This is a genomic window from Pseudoduganella sp. R-43, assembly GCF_049913255.1.
GTDB lineage: Bacteria > Pseudomonadota > Gammaproteobacteria > Burkholderiales > Burkholderiaceae_D > Rugamonas.
In genome coordinates this window covers 3,948,165-3,962,021 of record NZ_CP183988.1, presented here as the reverse complement: position 1 = coordinate 3,962,021, position 13,857 = coordinate 3,948,165, and the positions used below count along the sequence as shown (strand labels likewise).

General features: G+C 62.6%; 7 protein-coding genes. 5 read left to right on the top strand and 2 right to left on the bottom strand.

Annotation, left to right across the window (positions count from 1 at the left end):
• Positions 1–14 precede the first annotated feature (14 nt).
• The gene (locus tag ACN9M3_RS17930; RefSeq protein ID WP_426318181.1) at positions 15–2,384 is read right to left on the bottom strand and encodes a dockerin; all 2,370 of its coding nucleotides are present in this window, start codon (positions 2,382–2,384) and stop codon (positions 15–17) included.
• Positions 2,385–2,535: 151 nt separating this feature from the next.
• Positions 2,536–4,077: an alpha-L-fucosidase gene (locus tag ACN9M3_RS17925; protein WP_426318180.1), complete on the bottom strand. Its 1,542-nt coding sequence runs from the start codon at positions 4,075–4,077 to the stop codon at positions 2,536–2,538.
• A gap of 315 nt (positions 4,078–4,392) precedes the next feature.
• Between ACN9M3_RS17925 and ACN9M3_RS17920 the strand changes: the two genes are divergently transcribed.
• The 5 genes from ACN9M3_RS17920 to ACN9M3_RS17900 all read left to right on the top strand — a co-directional run bounded on the left by ACN9M3_RS17920 (position 4,393) and on the right by ACN9M3_RS17900 (position 13,857).
• A complete protein-coding gene (locus tag ACN9M3_RS17920; protein ID WP_426318179.1) occupies positions 4,393–6,456 on the top strand; it encodes a beta-galactosidase in 2,064 nt (687 codons plus the stop codon).
• A gap of 670 nt (positions 6,457–7,126) precedes the next feature.
• Positions 7,127–8,431, top strand: coding sequence for a flavin monoamine oxidase family protein (locus ACN9M3_RS17915; protein WP_426318178.1), 1,305 nt, complete (start codon positions 7,127–7,129; stop codon positions 8,429–8,431).
• On the top strand, positions 8,428–11,448 hold the full coding sequence (vioB, locus tag ACN9M3_RS17910) for an iminophenyl-pyruvate dimer synthase VioB (protein ID WP_426318177.1): 3,021 nt from the start codon (positions 8,428–8,430) through the stop codon (positions 11,446–11,448). The genes ACN9M3_RS17915 and vioB overlap by 4 nt, the downstream gene beginning before the upstream one ends.
• Before the next feature lies 1 nt (position 11,449).
• A complete protein-coding gene (locus ACN9M3_RS17905) occupies positions 11,450–12,739 on the top strand; it encodes an FAD-dependent oxidoreductase (RefSeq protein ID WP_426318176.1) in 1,290 nt (429 codons plus the stop codon).
• Positions 12,739–13,857 carry a tryptophan hydroxylase gene (locus tag ACN9M3_RS17900; RefSeq protein ID WP_426318175.1) on the top strand — a complete coding sequence of 373 codons (1,119 nt, stop codon included), beginning with the start codon at positions 12,739–12,741 and terminating at the stop codon, positions 13,855–13,857. The genes ACN9M3_RS17905 and ACN9M3_RS17900 overlap by 1 nt, the downstream gene beginning before the upstream one ends.

Sequence of the window (13,857 nt, the reverse complement as noted above, 5' to 3'; positions counted from 1 at the left end):
GGTTTCTCCCTTTTTCAATAGCTGAACACGACGCCACGGCCTGCGGCGCTGGCAAACACGCGTCCCGGCACGGACTGGTCGGCTGCGAGGTTGCCGAGGCCCGCGTATTGGTGCTTGTCGTCGTTGATACGGCGCCAGGTCGCGCCGCCATCGTCGGAACGATGCACGCCCCATACGTTGCTGATGGTGCCAACGATGTAGATGGTCGAGGAATAAGTGGCGCCGGCAGTCGCCTTGCCCAGCGCGATCGAAGTCGCACCGTATACTTCCGGGTACATCCACGCCGGCTGGTTGCCCCAGTCGGGCGCCGTGGCCTGCAGCCTGGTCCAGCTCACGCCCGAATCGGTCGAGTGGAGGAGGCTGAAGCCATCAGCCACCCAGATGTCGCCCTCGGCATTCGGGTTGACGGCGACCGACGAGTGGGAGAAATCTGCAACCCGCGCTCCGGCAGCAGTGAAGGCGGTGCTCTCGGTGAAGGTGTGGCCGCCGTCGATCGAGTACCAGAAGTGCGCAGTATCGGACCACTGGTTCCACCATGCGCCGCCCGAGTTGAAGGCGTACACCTTGAGTGGATTCTTGCGGTCGGCAACGATGCGGTAGCCGCGGTTGATACCCACCGCACTGAGGGCTGGCAGGTTGGTATAGGCCCAGCTGGCGCCGTTATTGGTGGTGTAGGCGGGCCGCGAGTTGGCAGGCGCCCAGACAATGTTCCCTGGCTTGGTCACGGCGATGTTCGATTCGCCTCCCTGGCTGGCCAGGGCATCCGGGTGGTTGGCGGCAAATGCCGTCCAGGTCACGCCGGAGTCGGTGGAGTATGCGCCGGCGACGTTCGGCGTGTTCCACACCGGCGTGCCGATCGCAGCGATGTAAGCGGGGGCAGACCACGCCATGTCGGCGCTGTTGCCATTGCCGAACCATCCGCGGGGGCCGCGCGTTGGCGTTTTCAGGAGTTCGGTCTGGACGTGCATGCCGATATCGCCCGAACTTCTCAGCAGGGTGTAGCTGGCCCCCTTTGGTGGCGTCATCAGGGCAAGAGTGGCGGTTTCTTCGAGGCCGGTGACCGCGAGATTCCAGCTGGGCGAGGCTGCTGAAGCGTTCCTGGTTTCCCAGACCCCGCCGCCGAATACGTGCAGGATGCGGTCTGGGTTGTGCGGGTCGATTTCGACATCGTCCACCCAGCCGGAAAAGTCGACGTCAGCCGGGGTATGGGGCGTCATCGAAGCGATTTCACGCCAGGTCAGGCCCGCGTCGTCCGAGAGCTGGACGATAGGCTGGCCCTGCCAGTTGCCCCAGGAATTCGTGACGCCGAGCGCAATCCGGGTGGCCGGTCCCGAGCCGGAGACTGACAGGCCGCCCATGCCGAAGTTGACCCACTGTTGCGTATCGTAGCTTTTCAACAGGGTCCAGTTGCTGCCGTCGAACTTGTAAAGCTTTGCCGGACCGCCAGCGCCTGGGCCCATATCGCGGGTGAACGCGACATAGATCATGCCGTCTTTGGCACGGGCCATGTGCGGGATGTGGTATCCGGTCACCGGGGTGGGTACACCCGTCCAGCTTGCGCCGCCGTCGTTCGACTTGTACAGGTTGAAGGCCAGGCCTGCCGCAGTTGCATAATCGGGACCGACGGCAGCGTAAAGACCCTGCGTGGCAGTGCCTGCGCCGGTGCTCGAGGTGTCGAACAACACTGCTTCGATGCCGGCCGAGGTGCGTCCGGGCAGCGAGGGGATCTGCTCGGCGGGATACTGGAACGACGACAGCGCGCTGACTTGCGCCCAGGTCTGGCCATAGTCCGCGCTCTTCCAGAGACCGGCAGTGCGCGAACCGTAATACAGGACGGCGGACTGGTTCGGATCGACCATCAGGCGTTCGCCGATGGCGCGGCCCGGGTCGTTGGACCCGACGCGGAAGGGGAGATCGACGTGGGTCCAGTTATCGCCGCGATCCGTTGAAACATACAGGCGGCCATTGGTGCCGGCCCAGTCATACATTCCCGTGACCAGGTACACGCGCTTGTCGTCGTTGGCGTCCAGCGCGATGCTTTCCGCACCGTTGAAAAATTCTTCCCTGATCCCGAAGCCGTCGGTGATCGGGGTCCAGGCTGAGGTCGCCGCATCCCAGCGGTAGCTGCCGCCCATGTCAGTACGCGCGTACAGCACGTTGGGGTTGGTGGGGTGAAAGACCAGCCCGGGTACATAGCCGCTGCCGCCGTACTTCACGTTCATCCAGCGCGTGCCTGTTGCCGTGGTAGTGCTGGTGCTGGCGCTGGTGCTGGCGGTGACAGTGGCGGCGAAAGCAGGCGACTGGGTAGACGGACTACTGCCGCCTCCACAGGCCGCCACCAGGCCGGCCATGAGGCAGGCGAGGGCGAGAGTTTGCTTCTTCATCCTTTGGCTCCAAGAGAATTTATTGAACTGCGATTGTTGGAATGACAGACCGTTCGGCCGGTCCAGCCCAGCCTACGCGGAAGCCGGGACGGGGTGTCGCATTCGCGTTTGCAAATCCTTGAATGTGCAGAAAGTTGAAGAGATTTACACGCTATTGGAAGGTGACGCGGAAGCTGGCTGCCATTGTGTCCAGCCGGCCGGCAGGCAGGCGGATTGTCAAGGCCTCGTCAGACAGTTCCCAGGACAGCGGGGCTGGACTGCCCAACAGGGTGACAGTCTTTATTGGCCGCGGCTCCAATCCGGCCTTCCGGCCCAGCGATTGGACGCGCACCTCGGTTCCGGGCGTGCCAAGGGTGATGGCGTATAGAGCTCCATCCTTGGCGGTAAAGCGGATATCCTGCGGTGTATAGGCGGCGTTCTCATTGAAATGGCCGGACGACGCCTTGGTCGGCCCTTCGCCAAAGACTTTCCAGGGGCGAGTCCCATAGATCGCATCGCCATTGACCGCCATCCACTCTGCCATCTCCTTCAGGAAACGCATCGGCTCGGGCGGCAAGCTGCCGTCCGGGTACTGCACCACGTTCAGCAGCAGGTTGCCGTTCTTGCTGACGATATCGGCCAGCATATGCACCACCTCGCTGGTGCTCTTGTATTTATAGCCTTCGCTGTAGAACCAGTCGCCGATCGAGGTGTCGGTCTGCCAGGGACGGGGATTGATGCCGTCCATGACGCCGCGCTCCACGTCCTGCACGCCGGCTTCGCGGATGAATTCGCCCGAGCCGATATCCTTGTGGTTGTACACCGCTTCCAGCTTGCCGCCGTGCTTGGCGGCGTTGGCATTGTAGAAGTTGGCCACCAGGGTGCGGCCCACTTTATCGAAGGGAATGCCGCCATCGGAATAGAGCAGGTCGGGCTGGTAGCGCGTCACCAGGTCGGTGATGCGGTTGAACCACTCCTGCTGGAAGCGGGCATCGGTGGTGTACCAGGTGCTTGAATTGCGGTAGGGCTGGTCGGTCGGGCGGTGATAGAGCGATGTGTATTTTGGATCGGCGCCGTCATATGGCACACCCAGCATGGGCCAGGCCTGGTCGTAGCCATGGCTTGGTGCGAACCAGCTGTAGCTTGCGCCCAGGTGTTCCGATACGCCAAAGCGCAGGCCAGCCTTCAACGCGGCTTTCTTCCAGTCGCCGACGATGTCGCGCTTCGGCCCCATCTTGACTGCGTTCCATTCATGAAAGCGCGAGTCCCACAAATCGAAGTTGTCGTGATGGACGGCCATGCTGACGAAATAGCGCGCACCTGCCTTCTTGTACAGGGCCATCAAGGCATCGGGATCGAATTTCTCCGCTTTCCAGAGGGGGATGATGTCCTTGTAGCCGGACTTGGACGGATGCCCATAGTGTTCAAGATGGTGTTTGTACTGATCGGTCCCGTAGATGTACATATTGCGCGCATACCAGTCGCCCGCGCGCGGCACGGATTGTGGCCCCCAGTGCGACCAAATGCCGAACTTCGCGTCGCGGAACCAGTCGGGAGCCTGGTAAGTTTTGAACGTTGCTGCGTCCGCGCGGAATGGCCCCGGAACGCTGGTTAACTGTAGGGTGGAATCCTCGGCGTGGACAGCCGAGAGTGGGATGCACGAGGTGAGCAGTGGCACGGCAAAGGCCAGCAATGTGGCGCGGCGATTCGGCATTCGGTCTCCGGATGTTAAGAACTTGTAGGGATGGAGACAGGTTAGAAGCAAACGGTTGCATGGACAAGCGATACCAGGGCACTGGAGTTCAGAGTACGAAATTTCGTTGGCCAGCTTGGTAACTTTCGCAATCGCCTCGCCTCTGGCACCGCTCGCACAATGGATTGATCCATCCCGCGGCCACGCTCGGCAATGTGCCCCCGTTTTTCCAGTTGTTGAATTTCATTGAATGCGTTGACCATTTTCGCAATTGCAGTGCGATGCGGATGCTCGCAGAATGCGAGGCTAAAAATTCCGAATGCACCCCGCACAGTCATGAAATTCAATTCAATCGCTGCCGCGTGCACGCTGGCGCTAGCCTCCTTCTCCAATGCCGATGTTTGGGCGCAATCTGCGGAAGGCCATCCCGGATGGCCTGGCGCCGGACAGCTATTTGTCGGCACCAACTACCAACCCTTCGACCGTAGGGACCGCGATCAGATTGAGCGCGACATCCAGCGCATGAAGCAGGCTGGGATGAAAGTGGTGCGCATGGGCGACCTGGCCTGGGATGCCTTCGAGCCAGCCGAGGGGAAATTCGACTTCAGGCTGTTCGACTGGATCATGGACCGGATGCAGGCCGCCGGCCTGAAGGTCATCATGGATATCCCGGGACAGCCGGCGCCGGTATGGCTGCACAAGAAGTATCCCGGCGTCGGCATCGTCACCGAGCGCGGTGCGTGGCTCGATCCGGTCGAGCGTTACATGGACGATACCAGCGACCCCGACTACCGGCGCCTGCTGTTACGCCTGGCCGACACCATGACCAGGCGCTATGCGAAGCACCCGGCGCTGTTCGCCATCGGCTACAACAACGAAAGCGGCAATGGCATGGTGTCGTACTCCGAGGCTGACCGCAAGCGCTTCATCCGCTGGCTCAAACGCAAGTACGGTAGCCTGGCCGCCTTGAACAAGGCCTGGGCTGCGCAGCGCTGGTCGCGCCACCTCAGTAACTGGGATGAGGTGCGCCTGCCGTATATCGAAGGCGCTGGTCCCTACGAGCGCTACCTCGACATGCGTCGTTTCTGGTCCGACCAGACTGTTGAAGTGCTGGAGCTGCTCGAAGCGGTACGCAAGAAAAATGTGCCGGACAAGCCCGCCATCTCCAACCTATGGGACAGCGCAGGGCGCAAGGGCTTCGACTATTTGGCCACGTACCGCAATTATGTGAGCTACGGCGCGATGGGCTTCTACCCTGGCGATCCGCTGGGCGCCGGCTTCGAAGCGACGATGATGCGTGCCGGCATGAAGGCTCCGATCTGGTTCAACGAATTCACTGCTGGCGGCCCGGGATATTATGGCACCCCGGGGCGCTCCCGGATGTGGGCGCACTTTGGCCTGCTGATGGGCGCGCAGGCGGTGATGCCATGGACGTGGCACAGCCACCACGGCGGCGAGGAGCAGGCTTTGTTCGGCCTGGTCGACCACGATGACCGGCCCTCATGGAAGCTCGATGAGTTTGCTACCATCGCGAAGGAGTTCAGCCAATTGGAAAAGCTGGGCTTCCCCCGCCTCCAGCAATCCGAGGTCGCGATCGCCTACGCGTTTGACAATATGATCGCCACCAACTTGCCGAAGGAGGGCATGAACAACACGGTGCGCCCTTACCTCAACCCGGGCTACATGAAGCAGGCACATAACGCTTACGAGCCGCTGTTCAAGGACAATATCGACGTGGCCATCATTCACATCGGCCACGAGGACCTGAGACGCTACAAGCTGGTGATCGTGCCCGGCCTGTATCTGCTCGACGCGGCATCGACCGCCAGGTTGCGCGAGTTCGTTGCCGCCGGCGGCACTGTCATCATGACCGCGCAGTCGGCCAAGGTGAATGACAACAATCAGTGGCACGACACTCCGCTGCCAGGCGGCCTGTCCGACGTGTTTGGCCTGCGTACCAACGCGTTCTACAACGCAGGCACATTGCAGACCACGGTTGCTGGTGCAGAAATCAAGGCCGAACTGGGGACCTACGAGGTGCTGGAACCTTCCACGGCCGAAGTGCTGGCACGTTTTGACAATGTTGACGGCAAGACGCCCGCCATCACGCTCAACCGCTACGGCCAGGGACGCGCCATCTACGTCGCCACGGCTGCGCATCCGCAGCTCATGCGCCCGTTGTACCGCCAGCTTTACGCGAGCCTGGGCATTGCACCGGGGCCGCAGACGCCCGATGGGGTTTACGCGCGCGTTGTGGCTGGCCGTACGCTCTACGTCAACACTACGGGCGAGACCAAGGACGTGGTGCTTGGTGGCGCCATGAACGGTGTGCTCACCGGAAATCGCTGGCCAGGCGTGCTGCGCCTTGGCCCCTTGGGCGTCGACCTCCTCGAGAAGTGACCTGAATCGCGCTCTGTTCTCGCAGTTGCACCCAGGTCATCCACCAAGCCAAGCCCCTGACTCCCCAGGGGCTTTTTTTGTTTCTGCCGGCCGAACGAAAGCGGCCTGAGGGCACCGGCCAATCAAGATCATTCGTGCGCGATCACCATGCGCGCCCGAAACGCCAACTGCCGCGCGGGCGCCCGGTGGAAATGTTCTTGAAATCGCTGTCGGATGAATGAAATTCGGTTTTCATCCTGCATTTATTGATAAGTGGATCATTCAGTAATTCGTTTGATTTTTATCAAATCCGAGGCTTGGACATCGGATATTGTCTAGACAAATTTGATCCAGATCAATTACCCGCACAGAGCTACGAGTGCTGAGGGAACTGGGCACCGCAATGTCATAGTTGCAAGTAAGTAAGACCCCGCGGCAATCGCTGCCAGCGGCATTTGTCTAATGCCGGAACGGGGGCGCCGTTACGCTTTGGTGAATTTGCAGTCAGTGAGCAGTACTCGCTTTGCCCCGCAAGACGGACCCCTGGTCCGAGCAACCGAAAAGCTTTACCTAAAGTTAACCATTCTTGATTCACGCCAGCGGCGGGCGGGTTCGTGCGCGCCTCTCCCACTGTCGGAATGCGGCGTGGCCAGTTTGGTTAACGGTCTTGACTAGCTAAAAGGATTTCTAAATGACAAACTATTCCGACATTTGCATTGTTGGCGCCGGTATTGGTGGATTGACCTGCGCGACCCGTTTGATCAACGCCGGCCTTGGCCAGCAGATGCGCATCCGGGTGTTCGACCTGAATGGCTTCGTGGGTGGCCGCATCCAGTCGCGCAAAATCGACGAGGAGGTCGCCGAACTCGGCGCTGCCCGCTATTCGCCGCAACTCCATCCGCATTTCCAGGAGCTCATGCAGGACAGCGGGCTGGCGCACGCGGTCTACCCGTTCACGGAAGTGGCGTCCCAGGAGCGCGAGCAGCAAGAGTTGAAGGAAACCCTGCTGAGCTTGCAGCCCATGGTGAAAGAGCATCCGCAGGAATCCTTCCTTGAATTCGTCAGCCATTATCTGGGCGCTGCCGAAGCGCTCCGGATCCTCAAGGCCACCGGCTACGATGCGCTGCAACTGCCGATCGTCACGGCCTCCATGGCGTACGACATCATCAAGAAGCATCCGGAAACGCAAAACTGCACCGAAAACGCCGGCAACGAATGGCGCTATGCCCCGGATGGCTATGGAGAGCTGCTGCGCCAGTTGCAGCGCCAGGCCCAGGCCGCTGGTGTGGAGTTCCGCCTCGAACACCGCTTGCTGTCGCTGGAAAAGTCCGGCGCCGATCATCTGCTGGCTTTCAGCCATCATGGCGAGATCGAGATGCAGCGTGCGCGCCATGTGATCCTGGCCATGCCGCCCTCCGCCATGGCGGGCCTGAACCTGGACTTCCCGGCCGCCTGGAGCACGTTCAAGTACGATTCCCTGCCTTTGTTCAAGGGCTTCCTGACGTTCGAGAAACGCTGGTTCGAGTGCCTGGGGCTGGGCGACAAGATGCTGATGGCGAATAATCCCCTGCGCAAGATCTACTTCAAGAGCGATAAATACCTGCTGTTCTATACCGACAGCCAAAGCGCCCTCTATTGGCAGGACAGCGTGGAGCAGGGCGAAGAAATTTACCTGGAGCGCGTGCGGCGGCATCTGGAGGAGGCCCTGCCGCTCAAGGGCAGGGCGCTGCCGCCGATCCAATCGCACTTCTACAAGCATTGGCCGCATGGCGTCGAGTTCTACCTGGAACCTGAAGCCAAGCATCCGGCCGCCCTCGTGCATCCGAGCGGCATCATCGCCTGCTCGGACGCGTATACCTCGCACTGCGGCTGGATGGAGGGCAGCCTGATCAGCGCGCACCAGGCCTGCCAGCTCTTGCAGGAGCGCTGCAATTGGCTGCCCGAAGAGGCAAGTGGTGACGATACGCTCGACACCCCGGTTGCGGAGAGCGCATGAGCATTCTGGATTTCCCCCGTTTGCATTTCCGCGGCTTTGCCCGCGCCAACGTGCCCACGGCAAACCGCAACACGCACGGGCATATCGATATGGCCACCAACGTGGTATCGATGGCGGGCCAGCCCTTCGACCTGAGCCGGGCGCCGTCGGAATTTCATGCGCACCTGAAGCAGCTGCAGCCGCGCTTCGATGCCGCCGGCAAGCCCGATCCGGAGGGTATCTTCAGCCAGGCCGCCGGCTACAATTCCTGCGGCAATAATCACTTTTCCTGGGAAAACACCCGGATCACCGGCGTCCAGCTCGGGGAGGGCGGCGTCGATACCGGCGATGCCCTGGTCGGCGCCAGGCTGGCCCTGTGGGGCCATTACAATGACTATCTGCGCACCACGTTCAACCGCGCACGTTGGGTGGACAACAATCCGGCCCAGCCCGATACCACGCTGATTTACGCCGGGCAGTTCACGCTGAGCGGCGAGCAGGCCGGGCCCAACACCCCCAGCCTGTTCAGTGCCGCGATCGGGCAGGCGCACTCGGTGCGCTGGCTGGGAAGCGGCCACATTACCGAGCGCAGCGGCCATTTTCTGGACGAGGAATTCGGCCGTGCGCGGCTGTTCCAGTTTTCCCTTGCCAAGCAGGGGCCGCATTTCCTGTTCAACCCCGAGGTGCCGCTACCGGCCAGCCTGTGCGCCTTGCAGGAAGCCTTGGCCGAGGAGGACGTGCTGGGATTGACGGTCCAGTATGCCCTGTTCAATATGTCGACGCCGCTGAAACCCGATTCGCCGGTGTTCTACGACCTGGCCGGCACCATTGGGCTGTGGCGCCGTGATGAACTGGCCACCTATCCGGCGGGCCGCCTGCTGCTGCCGCGCCAGGGCAGCCTGGGGCCGGTGCTGGTGAAACTGGACGCGGACCGGGTGTCGCTGAACATGCCGACCGCGATTCCGTTTACCACCCGCGCGGCCAGCGCCGTTTCAGAGCAGCACCCGACGCATGCGCTGGGCGGCCAGCAGGCGCTGGGCGACCTGCGGCTGGAGGATGGCGCGGGCAGGCTGCTTGCCCGCATCCCGGAGGCGCTGTATCTCGATTACTGGCGCCATCATGGGGTGGTCGACGTGCCGCTGCTGCACGCTGGCGTGGCCGATGGTGGGCTGCGCCTGGGCAGCGCGCTGGGGCAATGGGAGGAAGCGGACTGGGTGCTGCAGTCCGACAGCAATCAGCTGTACCTGGAGGCGCCCAACCGCGCGAAAGGTCTGGACTATCCGCAGGCGATCACGCTGCAAAGCCGTTTCCGCGGCGTCCTGGCGGACCATCCGGCCCTGGCGCCACGGGCCGAAGACGGTGCGATGCTGGCCCTGGATCTGCAAGCTTCGGCGCGCGGCTGTGGCTATGCCGAGCTGCGCGTCACGGGGCTCGTTCCCGGCGTCACCCGCATCGTGCTTGGCGATGGCCTGGAACGCCAGCACATTGGCGTACGCGTGCTGCCGGACGATTGGCATCTGGACGAAGTCCCGGCTGGACAGGTCGACTACGCCTTCCTCTACCGGCATGTGATGAGCTATTACGAGCTGATCTATCCCTTCATGGCGGACAAGGTGTTCAGCCTGGCGGACCAGTGCAAATGCGAAACCTATGCGCGCCTGATGTGGCAGATGTGCGATCCGCAAAACCGCGACAAGAGCTATTACATGCCGAGCACGCGCGAACTGTCGCTGCCGAAAGCACGCCTTTTCCTGAAATACCTGACCCAGGTTGAAGCGGGCGCGAAAAGCGGTCAAGCGGCACCGCCCGGGCCCGCGCCGGCCATCGGCAGCAAGGCCGAGCTGGTCGAGGAGCTGAAGAAGGCCATCGACCTCGAGTTGTCGCTCATGCTGCAGTACTTGTATGCCGCCTATTCCATTCCCAACTATGAGCAAGGCGTGCAGCTGGTCGCGGAAGGCCGCTGGCAGGCCGGCGAGCTGGAGCTGGCTTGCGGCGGCGCGGACCGGCGCCGCAACAGCGGCGCGCGCGGCACCCTGCTGGAAATCGCCCACGAGGAAATGATTCACTACCTGGTGGTCAATAACGTGCTGATGGCGCTCGGCGAGCCGTTCTACGCCGGCCGTCCGCTACTGGGCGAGCAGGCGCGCCAGCGCTTTGGCCTGGACACGGAGTTTGCGTTCGAGCCCTTTTCCGAGCATGTGCTGGCCCGCTTCGTGCGCTTCGAGTGGCCCGATTACCTGCCGACCCCGGGCAAATCGGTGGCCACCTTCTACGCGGCGATCCGGCGCGCCCTCGCCGACCTGCCGCAGCTGTTCGCGGCCGGCAGCGGCAAGAGCGGCGGCGAACACCACTTGTTCCTGAAGGAGCTGACCAACCGCGCCTATCCCGCCTATCAGCTCGAGGTGAGCGACCGCGACAGCGCGCTGTTCGCGATCGACTTCGTCACAGGACAGGGGGAGGGCGTGGCGCTCGATTCGCCGCATTTCGAGAGCTCGCACTTCAACCGGCTGCGCGCCCTGGCCGGCCGGTTTGCGGCGCGCGACAAGCCCTTCGAACCGGCCTTGCCGGCGCTGAAAAATCCGCTGCCCGATGCGGGCGCGGAGGGCTGCCGGGTAAGCGATGGCAAAGCGCTTGCCCTGATGCGGCTGTACCAGGGCGGCTACGAATTGACCTTCCTGTTGATGGCCCACCATTTCGCGCAAAAGCCCGCAGGCAGCCTGCGCCGCTCACGCCTGATGAACGCCTCGATCGACATCATGACCGGCGTGCTGCGGCCCCTGTCGGCGGCCCTGATGAATATGCCGTCCGGCCTGCCGGGGCGCAACGCCGGCCCGCCGCTGCCGGTGCCGCCCGCCGCCTCGGTCAGCGCGGACTACAGCGAGGGTTGCGCTCAGCTGGCGCAGAAATGCCTGGCGCTGGCCCGCTATGCGCGCAGCCTGGATGCTGGCGTGGTCGGCCTGGCGCCGATCGAGATGTTGGAGTTTTTTAATCAGCAATTGACCGACTTATCCCGGGGAACGATGTCTAGAGAGGCTTGATATGCATAAAATTATCATCGTCGGCGGCGGCCTGGCAGGCAGCCTGGCCGCCATCTATCTGGCGCAGCGCGGACACGATGTCCATGTGGTCGAAAAGCGCGCCGATCCGCTGCAGGAACCGCTGGCCAATGCCGATCCCGTCAGCTCACGCGCCATCGGCGTCAGCATGACCGTGCGCGGCATCAAGGCAGTGCTGGGGGCCGGCATCAGCATGCAGGAGCTGGGCCAGTGCGGCGAGCCCGTGGTCGGCATGGCGTTTTCCATCCGCGGCCAATACAAGGTGCGCGAGCTGCACCCGCTGGAAGGCGTGTTGCCGCTGTCGCTGAACCGCAATGCCTTCCAGCGCCTGCTCAACCAGTACGCGGCCCGGCACCAGGTGAAATATTCGTTCGAGCATAAATGCCTGGATGTCGACCTGGAGCGCAAGATCGTGCTGGTCCAGGGGCCGGACGGCGCCGTGCAGCAGCTGCATGGCGACCTGGTCATCGGTGCCGACGGCGCGCACTCGGCGGTGCGGCGCGCCATGCAGAGCAGCATGCGGCGTTTCGAATTCAAGCAGAGTTTTTTCCGCCATGGCTACAAGACCATGGTGCTGCCGAATGCGGAAGCGCTCGGCTTCCGAAAGGACCTGCTGTACTTTTTCGGCATGGATTCGCGGGGCGAATTTGCCGGCCGCGCCGCCGTCATCCCGGACGGCAGCATCAGCTTCGCAATCTGCCTGCCATATACCGGCGCGCCCAGCCTGCACACGCAAGACCGCGACGTCATGCGCGGCTTTTTCGGCCGCTACTTTGGCAAGCTGCCGCCGGCCAGCCGCGAGGAACTGGTGGAACAGTTCCTCGCGCTGCCCAGCAATGACCTCATCAACGTCCGCTCCAGCGCCTTCCACTACAAGGGCAATGTGCTGTTGATCGGCGACTCGGCCCACGCCACCGCGCCCTTCCTCGGGCAGGGCATGAATATGGCGCTGGAAGATGTGCAGGTCTTCGTCGGCTTGCTCGAAAAGCATGGCAATGCCCTGGAGCTGGCCTTGCCCGAGTTCACCCGCCAGCGCAAGGTGCAGGCCGACGCCATGCAGGAGATGGCGATCGCCAACTACGAGGTGCTGAGCAATCCGAACTTTCTTTTCTTCCTGCAGGCGCGCTACACCCGCTATATGCACCAGAAATTCCCGCGGGTCTATCCACCTGACATGGCCGAGAAACTGTATTTCACATCGGTTCCTTACGCCGAACTGCAGCAAATCCAGAAGAAGCAAAACGTGTGGTACAAACTTGGAAGGGTAAATTAATGAAGATTCTCGTTATCGGCGCCGGCCCGGCAGGATTGATCTTTGCCAGCCAAATGAAACAAGCCCAGCCAGGCTGGGACATCCGTGTCGTGGAAAGGAACACCGAGGAAGAAGTGCTGGGCTGGGGCGTGGTGCTGCCGGGACGGCCGCCGCGCCATCCTGCCAATCCCTTGTCCTACCTGGAGCAGCCGGAGCGGCTCAAGCCGCAGTACCTGGAAGAATTCAAGCTGGTGCACCACGACCAGCCCAATCTGATGAGCACTGGCGTCACCCTGTGCGGCGTGGAGCGGCGCGCGCTGGTGCAGGCGCTGCGCGCCAAATGCGTGGCGGCCGGCATCGCCATCAGCTACGAAACGGCGCCGGCCAGCCAGGCGCAGCTCGAAGCCGAGTACGACCTGGTGGTGGTCGCCAATGGCGTCAATCACAAAACGCTGGAGCTGCCGCCGTCGCTGGCGCCGCAGATCGACTTCGGGCGCAATAAATACATCTGGTATGGCACCACCCAGCTGTTCGACCAGATGAACCTGGTGTTCCGCGGCAATGCGCAAGGCATGTTCATCGGCCATGCCTACCGGTATTCGGACACGATGAGCACGTTCGTGGTCGAATGCGATGAACAGGCGTACGCCCGGGCCGAGCTGGAAATGCGCCCGGAGCGCGATGCCGCCGCCTATGTCGCCAAGGTGTTCGAGGCCGAACTGGGCGGCCACGCCCTGGTCAGCCAGCCCGGCCAGGGCTGGCGCAATTTCATGACCCTCAGCCACGACCGCGCCTGCGAGGGCAAGTTTGTCCTGATCGGCGATGCGCTGCAATCGGGCCACTTCTCGATCGGCCACGGCACGACCATGGCGGTGGTGCTGGCCCTGCTGCTGGTGAAAACCCTCAACGCCGACACCGATCCGGCGGCCGCCCTGGCCAACTTCAACGCCCGCGCGCTGCCTGTGGCGCATCTGTTCAAGGAGCATGCCAACAGCAGCCGCCTGTGGTTTGAAAGCGTGGCTGAACGCATGGGACTGAGCAACGCGGAATTGACCGCGAGCTTCGATGCCCGGCGCAAGGACTTGCCGCCGCTGCAGGATGCGCTGATGGCCACCCTGGGCTACGCCCTGGGCCGTTGA